At 41.7% G+C, this 18,458-nt stretch carries 15 protein-coding genes; 9 read left to right on the forward strand and 6 right to left on the reverse strand.

Translation table 11 applies throughout. The annotated features are described in order from the left end of the window. The first annotated feature begins 95 nt into the window (after window positions 1–95). Complete coding sequence (locus AC37HE_RS16225) at window positions 96–1,709, forward strand: amidase (protein ID WP_500784046.1); 1,614 nt, start codon at window positions 96–98, stop codon at window positions 1,707–1,709. An 87-nt stretch (window positions 1,710–1,796) separates the two neighbouring features. Continuing rightward, on the forward strand, window positions 1,797–2,405 hold the full coding sequence (locus AC37HE_RS16230) for a riboflavin synthase (protein WP_500784048.1): 609 nt from the start codon (window positions 1,797–1,799) through the stop codon (window positions 2,403–2,405). 63 nt (window positions 2,406–2,468) lie between these two features. Here the strand turns inward: AC37HE_RS16230 and AC37HE_RS16235 are convergent, their stop codons facing one another. Beyond that, window positions 2,469–3,569, reverse strand: a complete 1,101-nt coding sequence (locus tag AC37HE_RS16235) for a universal stress protein (protein WP_500784050.1) — start codon at window positions 3,567–3,569, stop codon at window positions 2,469–2,471. Window positions 3,570–3,842: 273 nt separating this feature from the next. On the opposite strand from AC37HE_RS16235, the gene AC37HE_RS16240 reads away from it, so the two are divergent. The 5 genes from AC37HE_RS16240 (at window position 3,843) to tnaA (ending at window position 8,300) form a co-directional block, all read left to right on the forward strand. Further along, the gene (locus AC37HE_RS16240) at window positions 3,843–4,574 is read left to right on the forward strand and encodes an SDR family NAD(P)-dependent oxidoreductase (RefSeq protein WP_500784052.1); all 732 of its coding nucleotides are present in this window, start codon (window positions 3,843–3,845) and stop codon (window positions 4,572–4,574) included. 82 nt (window positions 4,575–4,656) lie between these two features. Next, on the forward strand, window positions 4,657–5,010 hold the full coding sequence (locus AC37HE_RS16245; RefSeq protein WP_500784054.1) for a dihydroneopterin aldolase: 354 nt from the start codon (window positions 4,657–4,659) through the stop codon (window positions 5,008–5,010). Then, the gene (gene folK, locus AC37HE_RS16250; RefSeq protein WP_500784056.1) at window positions 5,007–5,384 is read left to right on the forward strand and encodes a 2-amino-4-hydroxy-6-hydroxymethyldihydropteridine diphosphokinase; all 378 of its coding nucleotides are present in this window, start codon (window positions 5,007–5,009) and stop codon (window positions 5,382–5,384) included. The genes AC37HE_RS16245 and folK overlap by 4 nt, the downstream gene beginning before the upstream one ends. A gap of 23 nt (window positions 5,385–5,407) precedes the next feature. Beyond that, window positions 5,408–6,661, forward strand: a complete 1,254-nt coding sequence (locus tag AC37HE_RS16255; RefSeq protein WP_500784058.1) for an alpha/beta hydrolase family protein — start codon at window positions 5,408–5,410, stop codon at window positions 6,659–6,661. Between the two features lie 259 nt (window positions 6,662–6,920). Next, the gene (gene tnaA / locus AC37HE_RS16260) at window positions 6,921–8,300 is read left to right on the forward strand and encodes a tryptophanase TnaA (RefSeq protein ID WP_500784060.1); all 1,380 of its coding nucleotides are present in this window, start codon (window positions 6,921–6,923) and stop codon (window positions 8,298–8,300) included. A gap of 78 nt (window positions 8,301–8,378) precedes the next feature. Here the strand turns inward: tnaA and AC37HE_RS16265 are convergent, their stop codons facing one another. Next, window positions 8,379–10,631, reverse strand: a complete 2,253-nt coding sequence (locus AC37HE_RS16265) for an inorganic phosphate transporter (RefSeq protein WP_500784061.1) — start codon at window positions 10,629–10,631, stop codon at window positions 8,379–8,381. Between the two features lie 292 nt (window positions 10,632–10,923). On the opposite strand from AC37HE_RS16265, the gene AC37HE_RS16270 reads away from it, so the two are divergent. Both AC37HE_RS16270 and AC37HE_RS16275 read left to right on the forward strand, forming a co-directional pair. Continuing rightward, entirely contained in the window at window positions 10,924–11,958 is a 1,035-nt protein-coding gene (locus AC37HE_RS16270) for a sensor histidine kinase (RefSeq protein ID WP_500784063.1), read from the forward strand. 91 nt (window positions 11,959–12,049) lie between these two features. Next, a complete protein-coding gene (locus AC37HE_RS16275; protein ID WP_500784065.1) occupies window positions 12,050–12,757 on the forward strand; it encodes a response regulator transcription factor in 708 nt (235 codons plus the stop codon). A gap of 101 nt (window positions 12,758–12,858) precedes the next feature. Here the strand turns inward: AC37HE_RS16275 and AC37HE_RS16280 are convergent, their stop codons facing one another. The 4 genes from AC37HE_RS16280 to asnS form a co-directional block, all read right to left on the reverse strand. Beyond that, window positions 12,859–13,464, reverse strand: a complete 606-nt coding sequence (locus AC37HE_RS16280) for a phosphatase PAP2 family protein (RefSeq protein WP_500784067.1) — start codon at window positions 13,462–13,464, stop codon at window positions 12,859–12,861. A gap of 13 nt (window positions 13,465–13,477) precedes the next feature. Beyond that, a complete protein-coding gene (gene rpoN / locus AC37HE_RS16285) occupies window positions 13,478–14,932 on the reverse strand; it encodes an RNA polymerase factor sigma-54 (protein WP_500784069.1) in 1,455 nt (484 codons plus the stop codon). Between the two features lie 179 nt (window positions 14,933–15,111). Beyond that, window positions 15,112–16,581: a DUF5723 family protein gene (locus AC37HE_RS16290; protein WP_500784071.1), complete on the reverse strand. Its 1,470-nt coding sequence runs from the start codon at window positions 16,579–16,581 to the stop codon at window positions 15,112–15,114. 259 nt (window positions 16,582–16,840) lie between these two features. Continuing rightward, a complete protein-coding gene (gene asnS, locus AC37HE_RS16295) occupies window positions 16,841–18,277 on the reverse strand; it encodes an asparagine--tRNA ligase (RefSeq protein WP_500784072.1) in 1,437 nt (478 codons plus the stop codon). Between the last annotated feature and the right edge of the window lie 181 nt (window positions 18,278–18,458).

Here is an 18,458-nt window from a genome sequence, read left to right on the forward strand (position 1 = left end):
CCAAAAATAGTGAACAAAAAGGAGTCAGTTGGCTCCTTTTTTCGTTTTGTAAATCAAGGGTTAATCTCTAAATTGGGGTTTGAAAAAGAAATCCTATGAAACGTCGCAACTTTGTAAAATCAGCACTGGTTAGCGGTCCGGTTTTATCCATGACCGGACTTACCGCTTGTACTTCAACTCCGGGAGAAAATAAAGAAAGTCACGAAACTCCCAATTTGAGTGACTTTGAACTGAACGAGTTTACCGTTGATCAGCTGCAGCAATTGATGGCTGAGGGCAAAATGAGTTCAGTTGAGATTTGTCAAAAATATCTTGACCGTATCGCCTTAGTCAATCCTGCTTTGGAAGCGGTTATCGAGGTTAATCCCGATGCTCTGGAAATAGCTAAACAGTTGGATGATGAACGGAGTGCTGGGAAAGTGCGCGGTTTACTGCACGGAATTCCGATTTTAATCAAGGACAATATTGACACTGGAGATAAAATGATGACAACTGCCGGTTCATTGGCCTTGGCGGGTACTTCTGCTCCTGACGATGCTTTTATTGTGAAAAAGTTACGTGATTCAGGTGCAGTGCTGTTGGGAAAAACAAACCTCAGCGAGTGGGCCAACATTCGTTCAACCAACTCGAGTAGTGGGTGGAGTGGTCGCGGTGGGCAGGTTAGGAATCCTTTCTTTCTTGATCGTAGTCCTTGCGGGTCAAGTTCCGGTACAGGTGCAGCGGTTTCTGCAAACTTATGTGCTATCGGCATTGGAACCGAAACAGACGGTTCGGTTGTGTGTCCATCGGGCATCAATGGCATTGTTGGCATAAAACCGACGGTTGGGATGTGGAGTCGGGATGGAATCATTCCGATCTCTCATAGTCAGGATACGGCAGGCCCCATGTGTCGCACGGTGAAGGATGCCGCCATTTTGCTGGGAGCTTTGGCTGAATCGGATCCAAATGATGCGGAGACAAATCTGGGGCCAGGGAAAATCTATGCTGACTACACGCAGTTTCTGAATGAGAATAATTTGCAAGGAATTCGGGTGGGAGTGGTACGTAGTATGTTTCTTTCTAATTTGGAAGTAACCGCTTTGATGGAGCTTGCTTTAGAAGATTTGAAAAGTATAGGAACTGAGATTGTTGATAATTTAGAGTTGAAAACCCGCAGCGAATGGGAAAAAGCCGAGTGGACAGTGTTGATCACGGAATTGAAGGCTGATATGGGAAAATATCTTGAAAGTAGAACTGATCAGTCATTAAGGACTTTGGCTGATTTAATTGACTTTAATAAAAAGCATGCTAAAGAAGAAATGCCTTGGTTCGGACAAGAGATCTTTGAAGAGGCGGAACAGACTAAAGGGTTATATGATCCGGAATATCTGAAGGCCTTGAAGACATCCAAAGACAAATCGCGTGGAGAAGGTATTGACCGGTTGATGGATGAACATCAGTTGGATGTTCTTATTGCACCAACTAACGGTCCATCGTGGACTATCGACTGGGTGAACGGTGACCATTTTACCGGATCAAGCAGCGATGCTGCTGCAGTTGCCGGGTATCCGAGTGTGACTGTTCCGACAGGTTTTGTAAAAGGCTTACCCATTGGGATTTCTTTTTGGGGAAGAGCGTGGAGTGAGCCTGTTTTACTCAAGTTGGCCTATGCCTATGAGCAAAAAAGCCAGCATCGTAAGTTACCCGGCTTTGAAAAGACAATCAGCTAAGTGGTTGAGCATGGTTTTTAAAGCCAGCGATTATTTTCGGGATTGAGTGCTTTTCGGTAAATTCGCCCAAATTAAAAATCAATTAGCATGTTTTCAGGAATCGTAGAAGAATATGGCGTTGTTAAGGCCATTGAAAAGGAACAGGAAAATTACCATTTCACGTTGACCTGTTCGTTTGTTGATGAGTTGAAGATTGATCAAAGCCTGGCGCACAATGGTGTTTGCCTGACGGTGGTAAAAATCGATACCCAAGCGAAGACGTACACCGTAACGGCTATTAAAGAGACCATTCTGAAAACGAATTTGGGTTATCTTGAAGTTGGTTCAAAGGTAAACCTGGAGCGTAGTATGATGATGAACGGTCGGTTAGATGGTCACATTGTTCAGGGACACGTGGATCAAACTGCGGTTTGTAAAATGGTTGAAGAAGCCGACGGGAGCTGGTACTATACGTTCGAATATGTGTTTGACAAATCAGCAGCGCAGCAAGGTTATATGACCGTTGAAAAAGGTTCGGTTACAGTAAATGGTGTCAGCCTGACGGTTGTGAATTCGAAAAATAATTCATTCCAGGTTGCTATTATTCCTTACACCCACAAGGAAACAAACTTCCACACGTTTAAGGAAGGTACTGTTGTGAACCTCGAGTTCGACATTATTGGGAAGTACCTGGCTAAATTGAACACATTCAAATAAGAGTTTATTATTGTTGGATATAGCAAAAGAGAGCGTATTGTTTAAATATGCTCTCTTTTGTATTTAAGAGTGAAAAACTAACAAGGGAGTCTTCACATGAAAAACCATTTTACGAGCTACACTCGGGTTGAAAATTCGGGTTATCATGTTGCGCTTGTGTGTGGTCAGCGACAGCACATCGATCTTGTTTTCCTCGATGAAGTGATCTAAGTCGTCCAGAATGTTCGAACCTTGTTTCACAATACATTCAATCGGGGTATCCGGGTATTTTTGACTAAGCATGTTGTGCAATGCTTCCAGTTTGGCTTCATCCCATTCGCGGGCTGCATCTGGCCCGATATGTAAGCAGGATACTTTTGCGTTGAACGGTTTCAGCAATCCAAGCAATTTGTCGATTGAGAGAATATCTTTCTCATCAAAATTTGTCGCATAAACGATATGTTTCATCGATGCCAGATTTAACAGCGGAGCTTTGGCGGGGATCACCAAAACCGGAACAGCGGATTTGTAGATCACTCCGGCTGTTGTGCTACCCATAATATCCGGATTTTCTTCGTCGGGACCTTTGATCCCCATAACGATTAGTCTTGGTGGGTGTTTGTCTGTGTAGTACAGAATATCATCTTCGGGATATCCCAATTTGATCATGTGTTCCGATTCAATGGATTCCCATACTTTTTGCCCTACATAGTCTTTTAGTTTGGTCGCAAATTTACTTAATTCCTGATCGGCCAGTTCTTCCCGTTCTTTGAGATGGTCGTACAGACCGGAGTTGAATGCCATAACATCGGAGTAAGGCATACTGAAAAAATCGGGTTGCTGAATGACGTGAAAGAAGATGAGTTTAGATCCCAGTTTCTGGGCAATTTCAAAAGCCATTAAGGCAGCTTTAAAGGAATAGTTGGAGAAATCCACAGGAATTAAAATCGTGTTCTCCGTTTTTATTTCCTCTTTGGCTTTTTTCCCCATTAGCTGGTCGATAATTGGCCAGGCTTTTTTGACGTCCTCTTCATAAATGCGCACTTTCACCCCGGAGGCAACCGCTCCCTGGATTAAATTAATATTTTCAAGGGTGCATTCGATACCTTCAGCTTCCAGCATCGAACGTAAAACTTCTGCTTTTGAGTATGGTAGCAGAGCAATCGTGATTAGTTTCTCGTTCATGGCTCGACGTTTTTGGGATTCAGAATCTATTTATTATTTCGTATTTAAAGTGGCGATTGTTTCAAACATTTTAATCTTTCTTGGTTAAAATGTTATTTAAGTTATTTTAGAAGTAGGATGATAGACTACTTTTGATTTCTTTTTAGATGCGTAACCCTCGTTTAAAAGAAATTAGCTATCTTTTTATGTGAAATTTTGTGGAATGGACATGATTAAACAAAAAACAATGAAAGAGACCTGTGCATTCCCAAACTTTAAAGCTTGAGAGACAATATGACAAAACGAACAGCATTAATTACCGGATCGGCCAAACGTTTGGGAAAAGAAATTTCGCTTCACCTGGCAGAGCAGGGGTGGAATTTGGCTTTGCACTACAACACATCGGAAAAGGCGGCCAATAAGCTGATCAATGAACTTCAAAAACATTACCCGGAGCAACAATTTGTGTTGTTCCAGTCGAACATGCAAAATCCGTTTGCGGTAGAAAGTTTAGTGCCCGAGGTATTACGTGTGTTTGGTCAGCTCGATTTGTTGATCAACAATGCTTCTGTGTTTGAAGGGGCTTCTATTTTTGAGACCCATTTTGACCTGCTCGATCGAATTATGATGATTAATTATCGGGCGCCCTTTTTACTGATTCGCGATTTTGCCCGCCATATTGGCAAAGGCCTTATCGTTAATTTAGTAGATACCCGGATTACAAATAGCAAATCGGATTATGCGGCTTATAGCCTTTCGAAGAAAGCTTTGTGGGAATTAACTAAGATGGCAGCTCTGGAGTTTGGACCTTATATTCGGGTTAATGCGATTGCTCCCGGTGTTACCTTACCACCGAACGATAAAGATGAATCGTACCTTTGGTTATTGGCCAAGAAAACACCTATGCAAAAGCCCAGTGGAATAGAACCAATCTTGAAAAGTTTGGACTACATTCTGGAGAATGATCACCTCACCGGTCAGCTTTTATTTTGCGATGGTGGCGAAAACTTAGGACAGATTGTTTAGAACAGACAACATTCTTTTGGTCCTTATGTTATTCTAAAAAACCTTTGACAAAAAGGATGGTTGAAAATAAACAGCAAACATTATGGCTAAAATTCGCGTCAAAAATCTTTTACTACGAACTTATATTGGTTTTAATCCCGACGAGCTGGTTAATAAGCAAGATGTGATCATCAATGTTGAAATTGAAGCACCGGTTCCTCCTGAGGCCCTTAAGGCCGATGAGCCCGATGGAATTTACGACTATAAGATGATTACTAAAAAGATTATCGCTCATGTGCAGGAAGGACATTTTAAGTTGTTGGAGGTTTTGACTTCCAACTTGCTGGATATGATCCTGGAAGATGAACGGGTAACTTATGCGAAGGTTGAGGTGGATAAGCCTCATGCCTTGCGTTTTGCTGAGTCAGTTTCATACGAAATGGAGGTTCGTCGTTGAATCGGGTCATAATATCGATTGGCTCCAATATTCAGCCGGATGAAAATATTCGCAAAATGTTGCGGATACTGGATGCTGAATGTCGCTTAGTGCAAGTCTCGGAACTGATCAGAACAAAGCCGATTGGAATTGAGAATCAGCCCGATTTTGTAAATGGAGCGGCTTTGATTGAAACAGAGTCGGAACAATCGGTGTTTAACGCCTATTTAAAATCGGTTGAAGATCGCTTGGGTCGTGACAGGTCGCTAGCTAAATTTGGCCCCCGAACAATGGATCTGGACATTGTTGTTTGGAATGATGTTTTGATGGATGATGATTATTATACCCGCGATTATCTGCGTAAAGTAGTGGCGGAGCTTGGATTCAGTGATTAATCTTTTTTTCAAAATTATTGAGGATGAAAATGCTTAAGCAAATCTCTTGGTTGTTAGTTGTTGTAGTGCTCCTGGGAACGAATGCTTGTAAAAATGAAGATTCGGGTACAGTAAATCCGGTGCAGGAGACTTTAGTGAGTAGCCAGACTGCTGATCCGATTCCTCAGTTGCTTATTCAGGCCGGAATTAGTGCGCTGGAAGTTGAATATCCTGAAGTTTCCGGCCTTAGTAGTTCTGTTAAGTCAAGCGTAAATGTTTATAAAATAACCTATAAAACAACCTTTCAGGGTGAAGAGCTAACTGCTTCCGGGATTGTTGCCGTACCAGCTTCAGCAGGTAATTATCCATTGCTTTCATTTCAAAACGGAACCAATATATTGTATAGCGATGCACCAAGTAAAAGTTATCAGGTGAATAGTGTTGCTGATCTTCAGAATACAGTTGTGGTTTTGGCGAGTATGGCATCCATGGGTTTTGTCATTGCCATTCCGGATTATCCCGGCTTCGGGAGTTCCGAATCGGTTTTTCATCCTTACCTGGAGAAAGAAAATACCTTGCCGGCCTTGGTTGATATGATTAAAGCAACGAAAGAGTTGATGGACAAAGATGAAATTGAAGCTAATTTGAATGGCAATTTATTGCTGGCAGGTTACTCGCAAGGTGGGTGGAGTACTATGCAATTGTTAAAGGAATTGGATCAGGATCCTTTAGATGGTTTTTCGTTGCAAGCAGCCTCTTGCGGAGCCGGGCCCTATAATCTGAGCCAGATGACGGATTGGGTTCTTGCTCAAGAGACCTACCCAATGCCCTTTTATTTCCCCTATATTTTATACGCTTACCAGCAACATGGTTTGATTTCGAACACCATGAGCGATATTTTTGCCGAGCCTTATGCTTCTGAGATTCCCGATTTGTTCGATTTTGAAACATCAGGAGGTGAGATTAATGCGGCTTTGACCGATAATGTTTCAGGGCTTTTTACTGCTGATTTTATGTCTGGTTATGCCACGGATAGTCAGTTTTCATCGGTTAAGTCAGCATTGGAGGCAAACAGTATTACGGCTTGGGATTTAAGTACGCCAACACGACTGTTTCATGGCGATGAAGATGTTTACATTCCGCTTGTTATATCGGAAGACTTTTTGCAGGATTTCCGTGATTTAGGGGTGGATGACAATACCATTAGCCTGACAACGATCGCCGGCGCCGATCACAGCAGTGGTGTGCTTCCTTTTGGACTTCAAACGATTAGCTGGTTTAAGAGTCTTGAAAATTAGAACCTGATAAATCGCAGTTTATACCAATTTGTTTCGTTGTATTTTTGCAAAAAATAATTCAATTATGTGTCTTTTTGATGTCGAAATAGCATTTTACGGCCATCGATACCTTAACATCAAAAAACGCGATTCTTTCCATTTCTAATCGCTTAGTTTCTTATGCCCTAAACCGAACGTTTAGGGCCGTTTGCAATGCATTTGAATGTATTGCCTTTTCGTGTTTATAATATTCAAAATAACAAGCTAAAAAGATTAGAAGATGGAACTTCCTTTTGCAGAAAATTACCGCATAAAAATGGTAGAACCGATCTACCGTAGTACCCGTGAAGAACGTGAAACCTGGATTCGCCAGGCTGATTATAATTTGTTTAACCTCAGAAGCAATCAGGTTTATATTGATTTGCTTACCGACAGTGGTACCGGAGCGATGAGTGATCGCCAATGGGCAGCTGTAATGACCGGAGACGAAAGCTATGCCGGATCATCGTCATTTTTCAATTTAAAAGACCGTGTAAAACAACTTTTTGGTTTCGAATATCTGTTGCCTGTTCATCAAGGTCGTGCTGCCGAGAACGTCTTGTTTTCAGTTTTGGTGAAGGAAGGAAATGTTGTTCCCGGCAATTCACACTTCGATACGACTAAAGGACATATTGAGTTTAGAAAGGCGAGTGCAGTTGACTGTACGATCGATGAAGCTTTTGATACGACGATTGACCATCCTTTTAAAGGTAATATCGATCTCAATAAGCTTCAATTGGTGCTTGAGAGTTACCCGAAAGAGCAAATCCCGATGATCATTGTTACCGTTACCTGTAACACTTCCGGTGGTCAGCCGGTTTCAATGAGCAACTTACGACAAGTAAAACAATTGGCCGAAGGTTATGGAATACCGGTTGTATTTGATTCAGCTCGTTTTGCTGAAAATGCGTGGTTCATCAAACAACGCGAAGAAGGTTATGCTGACAAATCGATTAAAGAAATTGTGCGAGAGATGTACTCTTATGCTGATGGTATGACGATGAGCAGCAAAAAAGACGGGATTGTCAATATTGGTGGTTTGTTGGCTATGCGAAGCAAGGAGTGGTTCGATCAGGCGTCGGTTTATAACATCATGTATGAAGGATTTTTAACCTATGGCGGTATGTCGGGAAGAGACATGAATGCACTTGCTGTTGGCTTGGATGAGGCGACTGAAGCTGATTATCTGGAAACGCGGATTAGTCAGGTGCATTATTTGGGAAATAAATTGATTGAGGCTGGTGTTCCGGTTCAACGGCCATTAGGCGGACACGCTGTATTTGTCGATGCACGCCGCTTTTTGCCGGCTGTCCCCAAAGAAGAATATGTGGCTCAAACATTAGCTGTAGAGCTTTACCTGGAAGCTGGTGTTCGAGGTGTTGAGGTTGGAACCCTGTTGGCTGATCGCGATCCTGTAACGCACGAGAATCGCTATCCAAGTACTGAATATTTGCGTTTGGCGATTCCGCGCCGAACATATACAAACAACCATATGGATGTAGTCGCTGCCGGATTGATTAACCTATACAATCGACGGGAACAAATTACCCGTGGTTTCATGATTGAGCATGAAGCGCCTATTATGAGACACTTTACGGTTGGTCTGAAGAAGATTAATTAAGAAAGATATCGATATCTATAAGCAAAAAAATCCCGGTCGTAAAGGCCGGGATTTTTTTATATCAGATTTTTATTGCGTTTATTTTTTTGCATTCGTCGAGAAGTCACGATGTGCTTTGATCAGGTTGATATAGTGCATCAACAAGTTCTTGGTCTCGGATACAAGGTTGAAGAAAAGTACCGAGTTACGGGTATTCACCTCTTTGTTCTTGATGCGTTTAATTTGAGCTTTTTCAAGCTGAGCAAGTTTTTGAATGATTTCATCGCGCTTTTCAATTGCCTTATTTAACTCCTCATATTTTTGCTCTTTCACAATTTGTAGCGTTAAATTGACAAAGTTGGATGTGTTGGTTAAGAAATCAGTTAATTCCTCAATTTGCGATTCCTTAAATGGCTTATGGTTGTTTTCGAGATGTTCATATAACGGATCAACCAAATAGGTCAAAGAATGTGAAACTTCACGCATGTAATCAACCAGCTGAACATAGAAATGCCCCAAATCCAGTGAATCGCTTTGCTGTAACTTATCGATCACAGAAGAAACCTTATTTTTCATTTTTTTGGTCTTCTTGTCGAAATTGTTCTTCAATTCAACTGCTTCTTTCAGGTGGCCTCTTTTTTCATTTAAGAAGCTCTCCATTGCTGTTGTGTATACTTGATTGACTGTAATTACTGCGTTGATTACTTGTGTCTTGGTTTTTTCAATTACTTTGTCGGTACCATCACTTTCAATAACAATCTCTTCTTCTTCATTCTTTTGGTCGACTGCTTTCTTGCGTAATACAAGGTGTGTACGGACGACTGTGAATATTGCCACGCCAATAAAGACAAAGATCATGAAGCTTCCGCTAAGCGAAATAATTAGTGCGATAATTGCTGAAACGGTGAAGGCAACCAAAGCTGTCAGGAACCAACCTCCGACTACTGCAAATACCCCTGAAATTCGGTAAACTGCGCTTTCCCGTCCCCAGGCGCGATCGGATAGCGATGTTCCCATCGCAACCATGAAGGTTACGTAAGTTGTCGATAAAGGCAATTTATAAGATGTACCAATAGAGATCAGGATCCCTGAAACAATCAGGTTGATGGCCGCTCGAATTTTGTCAAAAGCAGCTTCATCTTCGAGGGCAAGAATACGTTCCCCTTTTGGATGTTCAAATCTTTGATCGATGAAATTGCCAAAGCTACCCGGAAGAACTTTGCGAACATTATTATTGAATTGAATTGTTTTGCGAACGATAATTCGTGACAATAGGGATGATCCGAAGCGTTCTTCTCCCTCGTTTTGGCGAGCCAGGTCAACTGTTGTTGCGACTACGTTGCGAGCTTTTTTAGACATGATTAGCGTTCCAATCATCACCAATCCGGCGATTAACAACATGTATGAGGGGGTTGCAACTTTACCCGTCAGCATTCCCATTGAAAAAGAATCGGGAGCAGTAGCGCCACTTGCCATCCAGGCTTTGAACGATTGGAAACCGGCTAAAGGTACACCGATAAAGTTTACCAGGTCGTTTCCGGCAAAAGCCATAGCCAAACCAAAGGTACCGACCAAAACAATAACTTTTGGGATATCAATTTTAAAAACCCAGCTTAGAAGCTGCAGAATGATTGTCCAACCAACGAAACTGATGAGCAAAATTTGCATCATATTCGTCTTCATGTAGTTCAGCATGTCTTCGGTAATGAAAGTCGCTCCTTTAGCACCTTTGATGATCATGAAGTATGTCATCGCAGCGATTGATAAACCACCGAAAATAGCTCCGTAATACTTCAGTGTACGGTGTTGACGGAATGAAAATACAATACGAGCTAAGTATTGTATAAGGGCACCAACAACAAACGCGATAATAACTGAGACCAGGATTCCTGAAATAATCGCCAACGCTTTTTCGCTGTTGATGTATTCCGATAGAAACCCAATTGGTTGGCCGGCAGCCTTAATTTTTACGATTGATACAGCAACGGCTGAACCGAGTAGTTCAAATACAATTGAAACGGTTGTTGATGTTGGCAGTCCAAAGGTGTTGAACATGTCAAGCATGATTACATCGGTAATCATTACTGCCATAAAAATGACCATGATCTCGGAGAACATGAACATATCGGGATGAAAAATCCCTTTACGGGCAACTTCCATCATTCCGCTTGAAAACACAGAACCCACCAATACACCAAGACTGGCGACGGCGAAAATAATCCATTTGGGGGCTGCTTTTGATCCGATAGCGGAGTTGAGGAAGTTTACTGCGTCGTTGCTAACACCAACAATGAGGTCTGAAATAGCTAGTGCAAAAAGCACGACGATCAGGATAAGGTAAAATTGTTCCATTTTTGATTTTTATTATAATCGGGGGCAAAAATAAACCCTCTGTTTACAGTGCTCAGAAATAATAAATTAAGAAAATATTAAGAATCCGTTAACAAACAAATACAGGCGAAATAAGCAATTTTTGTCCTGATTTCTCAATAAAAAATGAATTTCGTCGAAATTATTTGATTGATAATCTGATTGTAAGTTGTTGCGATTTATCTTTGTTGAACTGAAATTTCCGGCATTAACGTAAATTTGTGTACTTTGATCTAAAATGAGCTGCATATTTTTTATCCAAAATTTTAATTGAATGAAGATCTATCCTACGAAGCGTTTAGCTTTTTACGTGACGCTTTTAATCGCCGTGTTATGTATCTGTGAGGGTGTTGTATTGTTAATGTTTAACTTGCCAATCGGGGTGAAGGTCGTCATGATTGCCCTCTTATTGGTTGTTGTTTATTATCTGACAATTCGATTGTTGACCCGTTATATCAACGATAAAATAGAACCCATTTATAAGGTGATCCGTGAGACTCCTTTGCAAGGTAAAGCGGCGAAAAATAATAACCAACCTGTTAGTGAGATTGCCGATGTGCACAAGGAAGTAGAACAGTGGGCAAAAAATCAAACTCAGGAAATTATCCGTTTGAAGGACCTGGAGCGCTATCGTAAAGAGTTTGTCGGTAACGTTTCTCACGAGCTGAAAACACCAATTTTCAATATTCAAGGCTACATTTTAACCTTGCTTGAGGGCGGACTAGACGATCCTAAAATCAACATGTTGTATTTGAAACGTACTGAGAAAAGTATCGACCGGATGATTTCAATTGTTGAAGATCTGGAATCAATCAACAAATTGGAGTCGGGTGTGATGCGTTTACGGGTTGAAAGCTTCGACTTGGTAAAAATGGTTGACGACGTGTTGGAGATGGAGCAGATGATGGCCAGCGAGCGAAAACTGCAGTTGCTTTTTGATCGTCCGGAGAAACCAGTACTGGTTCGGGCAGACAAAAAACGGATGATGGAAGTGTTGACTAACCTGGTGACTAACGGGATCAAATACAGCCGGCAGAAGGGTTTTGTAAAAGTCACTTTTTACGATATGAAGGACCATCTGATGGTTGAAGTGATGGATAATGGGATTGGAATCGACAAGGGTGATTTACCGCGTATTTTCGAGCGTTTTTATCGCGTTGATAAATCTCGCTCGCGTGAGCAAGGGGGTACTGGCTTAGGCCTGTCAATTGTGAAGCACATCATTGAAGCGCACAAACAAACCATTAATGTTAAATCCGAAACCGATGAAGGGACAACTTTCACCTTCACGCTTGAAAAAGCCAAATGATTTTGGTATTTTTCGTGAAATTCAAGTTTATTTCAACTTTAATCGTAATATTACAACGTAGTAATATATTAGCCTTGTAACAATACCTGATATGAGTGAAGAAAAATATAAAATCCTTTTGGTGGATGATGAAGTTGATATTTTAGAGTTTATCAGCTACAATCTGGAAAAGGAAGGTTTCCAGGTGTTCACTGCCCAAAACGGAGCCGAAGCAATTAAGATTGCTGAAAAAAAGGTTCCTCATCTGATTATTTTGGATGTGATGATGCCCGAAATGGACGGTATTGCAGCTTGCGAAGAGTTGCGTAAAATACCAGCCTTGCAAAGTTGTATTATTGCCTTTCTGACAGCGCGCGGAGAGGATTATTCACAAATAGCCGGTTTTGAAGCTGGTGCTGATGATTATATTACCAAACCAATCCGTCCGAAAGTGTTGGTGAGCCGTGTAAAAGCATTGCTCAAACGTACTGGTGGCGGTGGTGGTGCTGCTACTGCAGCGGTTGTTGAAAATAGCAATACGGTATCTATTGGTGATTTGGTAATCGACAAGGAGCGTTACCTGATTAAAATGAACGGTGAAGAAATGATCCTGCCGCGTAAGGAATTTGAATTACTTTCGTTGCTCGTTTCCAAACCGGGTAAGGTGTTTACCCGCGAAGAAATTTACTACTCCGTATGGGGTGATAATGTTGTTGTAGGTGATCGTACCATTGACGTTCATATTCGCAAATTGCGCGAAAAGATCGGAAACGATCATATTAAAACCTTGAAAGGAATCGGTTATAAGTTCGTTGAGTAGGCTTTTATCCGACTAAAATATTTTTGAAGACACAGTCCTCTGGCTGTGTCTTTTTTTTCGGATTTGTTAAGCGGTAAATCCGGTTTCCTTTTCAGAGGATTCTAGATGAATTGGATAACCAGGAAATTGATTAAAAAGCCGAGTATAAATCCGGCATAAACCTGCAGAGGTCTATGTTTTTCAAGTATAATCCGGGAGGTGCCAACCACACCTGCAACTAGCAGTAACAGGCAAATTAACATTGATCCGTTGAAGTGTAAACGGAGCGAAAGGGCAAGAAAAACTCCAATTAATCCCCCAATCGCAGCCAGATGCGCGCTTATTTTCCAACGAATGGTGATAAATAGTAAGACGGCAATCGTTAAAACGCTCGAAATAAGCATTATTCGGTATATCGGATATACCGGTAGTTTCCCCAAAAAGTAAAAGCCCAGGTAATAAAAGAGCGCGGTGTTCAGTAGGGGAATAATTCGGTCGGAGGCTTTATCAAGATTTAGCTTAAAACGGGTTACTAACATCATGAGGCCGATGCCGGTTAATGGTAGTACCAACGTGCTAAGTACCACAATTATCATGATAAATTTCTTAGCCTCGAATGAAAGCATGGTAAAATAGAAACCGCTGTTCATTAAAAGCAAAAATCCCAGTGTCGGGATTAGTAACGGATGAAAAACATAGGATAGGGCTTTCGCTATACTTTTAGTCATGGGTAATCTTCTTTTAAAGTTCTTTGCGCATTCGGGCAACCGGAATGCCTAATTGTTCGCGGTATTTGGCAACTGTACGTCGTGCAATCGGGTAGGATTTTTCTTTCAGTATCTGTGCCAGTTTGTCATCGGTAAGGGGCTTGCGCTTGTCCTCGTTCGAGATACATTCTTCTAAAATCTTTTTGATCTCGCGTGTCGAAACTTCTTCTCCGGTGTCTTTCTGCATACCTTCAGAGAAGAAATATTTAAGCGGGAAAATTCCAAAGTTAGTTTGAATGTATTTGCTGTTAGAAACCCTGGAAATGGTCGATATATCGAGTCCCGTGCGGTCGGCAATATCTTTCAGAATCATTGGTTTCAACTTCGTTTCATCTCCTTCCATGAAGTATTCCTTCTGAAAATCGATAATCTCCGACATGGTAATCAACAAGGTTTGGTGTCGCTGGCGAATAGCGTCGATAAACCATTTGGCCGAGTCGAGCTTTTGTTTCACGAACATCATGGCATCTTTCTGATCCCGGGATATATTTTTCCGGTTCTCGCTGTAGCTTTTCAGCATATCCATGTAATGACCACTCATGCGGAGGTCGGGTACATTACGTTGATTCAGGGAAAGTTGGAGCTCTCCGTCATGGTTTTCCAGGATAAAGTCCGGAACAATAACCTGGTTCGATTTATTGAGCGGATTACTGTAAGAGCCACCTGGCTTCGGGTTTAACTTCAGTATTTCGTTCAAGCCTTCTTTTAGTTCGTCTTCAGTAATCTCGTATCTGCGAAGAATTTTGTCATAGTGTTTTTTTGTAAACTCATCAAAATTGTGAGATATGATCTTCTCGGCAAGCATGGTTGCAGGAGTGGCTTTCCTGCGCTGGATTTGGAGTAACAAGCATTCGCGCAGGTCCCGGGCACCAACTCCGGCGGGATCAAATTCCTGAATTACCTCCAGAAGTTCTTCCAGCTCTTCTTCGGTTACATTCATGTTCAGATTGAAAGCCAGATCGTCACTAATCGACAATAAATCGCGGCGCAAGTAACCGTCATCATCAATATTCCCGATGATGTATTCGGCCAGATTTCGCTTTTCTTCATCCAAATCTGTTAGCCCCAGCTGCTCGTGCATCGATTCGTGGAAGCTTGTTCCGGCCGAGTAGGGCATATCGATTTGTTTATCGTCCTTCGAGTAATTGTTGGCCGCCAGCTTATATTCCGGAATATCGTCCTCATCCATGTAATCTTCCAGCGAAAACTCCTCGTTATCCCGGTCGTTGAGGCTTTCTTCCTCCTGCATGTTCCCGTCATCGTCGGGGGTATCGCTCAGCATCTCCAGCACCGGGTTTTCTTCCAGCTCTTTTTTAATGCGTTGCTCCAACTGCACGGTAGGAATCTCCAAAAGTTTGATCACCTGAATTTGTTGTGGTGATAACTTTTGTAATAGTCGTTGCTGTAAACTTAATTTTTGAGATGGCATACCGTTATTACGTATTTGAGCTTAAATATATTCGGATTGCATTAATAATTTTAAGAGACCTGTTTAGCTAGTTGTCTTACCAAGACGTTGATTGTTCCTCAAAAATAAGATTTTTATACATTATAACGCGTGGTATCCCTTAAAAAGCCGATGATTGGCCCTTTTCCTTTAAGAATAGTTTAGCTTGGGTTGCGGAAGATTAGTCCGGTATTTCGTTTGCGCTTCACCTTTTTTAGCTTAAAGAAAGGCAAGTATTTCACGCGTTTGTAACTAACCTTGGGTCCAAAAAGGTTGAAGTCTACACCAAAGGTAAAACTGCTGTAGTCGGAAAAGTTTGGAACAAACGGAGACAAGATATTGTCAGTACCAAAATAGAATTGAGCAGCTCGCCAGCAATATTGCACTCCGAGAGGAATATTTTTAAATGAAGTACCGTAAACTCCCAATCCGGTAACAATTGTCAGGCGTTCGTTTGCTTTGTAGTTTGCCAAGGCAGAGAAGCTGTTGTGGCTCATGTTCTTCTCATATATATAACGGTTGACAATGCCGAGGCTTAGCTGGTCATCAATCGTATAATTCACTCCGGCATAATAGGTGGCTGGTAGCTTGGTCTTATAGCTTTTCGGGCTATCGGTTATCTTGTATAAACTCGCAATATGATCAATCAGGTCAACCTCGTCTGTCTCTTTTTCCAGTTTGTTTGTTTCAGGATTTAAGTGAATATTTTCAATGGCGTACATGCCATCTTCAAAATCAAGTTTGTAGAGGTATTTTTTCCAGGTTATGGAGCCAAGGTCGAGTGCACTGGCTGTAAATGTAAGTTGCTTATTGATTTTCCAGCTAACGCCCAAGTCGAAACCTACTCCAGGATTTCCTGAGTTAAAGATGTAATCGGCGATCGATTTTCCTCCCATCACCTGAATTTTAGTAGGAGGAGTATTAGCTGTACCGTTATCGCTTGCGGGGATCGAAAACAGCAAGTTTCCGGTTGAATTCGCATAAAAGGTACCGTTGTTTTCAATCATTCTTCCTCCAACATTGGATGTTGTAAAGGATTTGCCATAGTAAAGTTTGAATCGCATACCTACAGTCAATTTTCTGCGAATAAGTTCGTTGGCATATCCCAGCGAGTATTCCCTGAAATGAACTGCTTCGGTTGGAAACTGCTGAAGCTCGTTTAATGCGACTGTTTCAACACCGGTTGTGTCCATCAGGAAGCGCGAAAAATCGCCGCCGTATTTCATCAAACAATAGGCTTTTTCCTTGATTTGAAAGTTGAATGCACCATAGGGAGTGTTGACTCCAAAGCTTAGAAGATTCAGATTAAGATAGTTGTATGAGAGATCTTTTTTAACCAGGCTTCGAAATAACTCCTTCGACTTGTCATTGATTTGCTCGTTAAACAGAATTTTGCGGACTTTATCAATGGCGTCGTGGTTGTTATAGCTGTAGCCAATTCCGCTTAGTGGAAATATATTAAGGGTAAATTCTTTTTGCTTGGTTAAGGACGACGGGTTGTAATCAGATGAATTGTAGAACTTATCGGTGTGGTAAAACAAGATGTCAGATTGCCCAAAAGTTCTTATAGATGTTGAAACAAAGAGGATCAACAGAAGCACAAATTTTGGGGGATGTTTCAACACAGCCATTCGTTTGAAGGATATTTTTTTACCGATAATCGGGATACACGAGTCCTTAATTGGGATCAAAACAAATATAGGTAGAAATGAAAGCCATTTTGGCTTGTTTTTTTGTATTTATCAACGAATTATTGTTGGTAACCTTATGGGTGAAAACTATTCTTGCAGGACAGGTTGTTGGACCAGGAAGGCTGATAAAGAAAAACCTCCCAAAAGCGATAGCCCGGGAGGTTGATACTATGATTGTGTGTTTGTTGAAACAAGAGAATTAGAACTCGGCGTTTTTCGGAGTTCTAGGGAATGCTATCACGTCGCGGATGTTACCCATTCCGGTGACAAACAAAATGAAACGTTCAAAACCTAATCCAAAACCGGCGTGAGGAACAGTTCCGTAACGGCGGGTATCCATGTACCACCACATTTCCTCGGCCGGAACGTCCATTTCTTCCATCCGGCGCATCAGTTTATCGTAGTCGGCTTCACGTTCCGAACCACCAATAATTTCACCAATTTGCGGGAAAAGCACGTCCATTGCAGCAACTGTTTTTCCATCATCGTTTTGCTTCATGTAGAAGGCTTTGATGTCTTTCGGGTAGTCGATCAGGATGACTGGTTTCTTGAAATGTTTTTCAACCAGGTAGCGTTCGTGCTCACTTTGCAGGTCAATACCCCAGTCAACCGGGAACTGGAATTTATTTTTCTTATAAGGTTTCGAATTTTTCAAAATATCGATAGCCTCGGTGTAAGTACAGCGTACAAAATCGTTGGCCAGTACAAACTGAAGTTTCTCAATCAGTTCCATTGAACGCTGGTCGGCTGGTTTGTTTTTTTCTTCTTCCTGTAAGCGTTTGCTCAGGAATTGCAGATCGTCCATGCAGTTATCCAATGCATATTTGATCAAATATTTCAGGAACTCTTCAGCCAGGTCCATATTGTCCTTCAGCTCGTAGAAAGCCATTTCAGGTTCAATCATCCAGAACTCAGCAAGGTGGCGGGTTGTATTGGAGTTTTCAGCACGGAATGTTGGGCCGAAGGTGTAAATTTCACCCAAAGCAGTTGCTCCCAGTTCGCCTTCCAGCTGACCGGAAACGGTAAGGTTGGTTGGGCGACCAAAGAAATCCTGTGCGTAGTCAATTTCGCCTTCCTCAGTTTTTGGAGGCTCTACAGCAGGTAAGGTCGACACGCGAAACATTTGTCCTGCTCCTTCAGCATCCGATGCTGTGATGATTGGTGTATGCAGGTAAACAAATCCTTTGCTGTTAAAATAGTTGTGAATTGCAAATGCCATCGCGTGGCGAATGCGGAAGATCGCGCTGAATGTTGCTGTACGGAAACGCAGGTGAGCGTTTTCGCGCAAAAACTCCAGACTGTGTTTTTTTGGCTGAATCGGGTATTTCTCAGGATCAGCTTTGCCGTAAATTTTAATTTCAGTTGCGTTCAATTCAACTGATTGGCCACTTCCCTGAGATTCAACTAATTCGCCGGTGACTGCCAGCGAAGTGCTGGTGTTGATGTCTTTCAGGAAGCTTTCCCCAAACTTCTCAACATCGGCAACAATCTGCAAATTATTGATGGTTGACCCGTCGTTCAACGCGATGAAATTGACATTCTTGCTACCGCGTTTGGTTCGTACCCATCCTTTAACCAAAACTTGCTGGCCTGTTTGTCCGCCAGCCAATACTTCTTTAATTTTCAGTCGTTTCATACTGTTCGTATTATTTTTGCAGATTACCTATGCTTATAAAAATTGAAAGAACAAAAGTACATTTTTCTGTTGAAAACCATGAATCGGGTGACTTGAATCTTGAATCATTAGCAGTCAATTAACCTGAGTGCAAAGTCCGGGAGCTTTTGAGAAATATTTAGATGTATTCATAGATGTTTTC

The organism is Mangrovibacterium sp. (assembly GCF_059905295.1).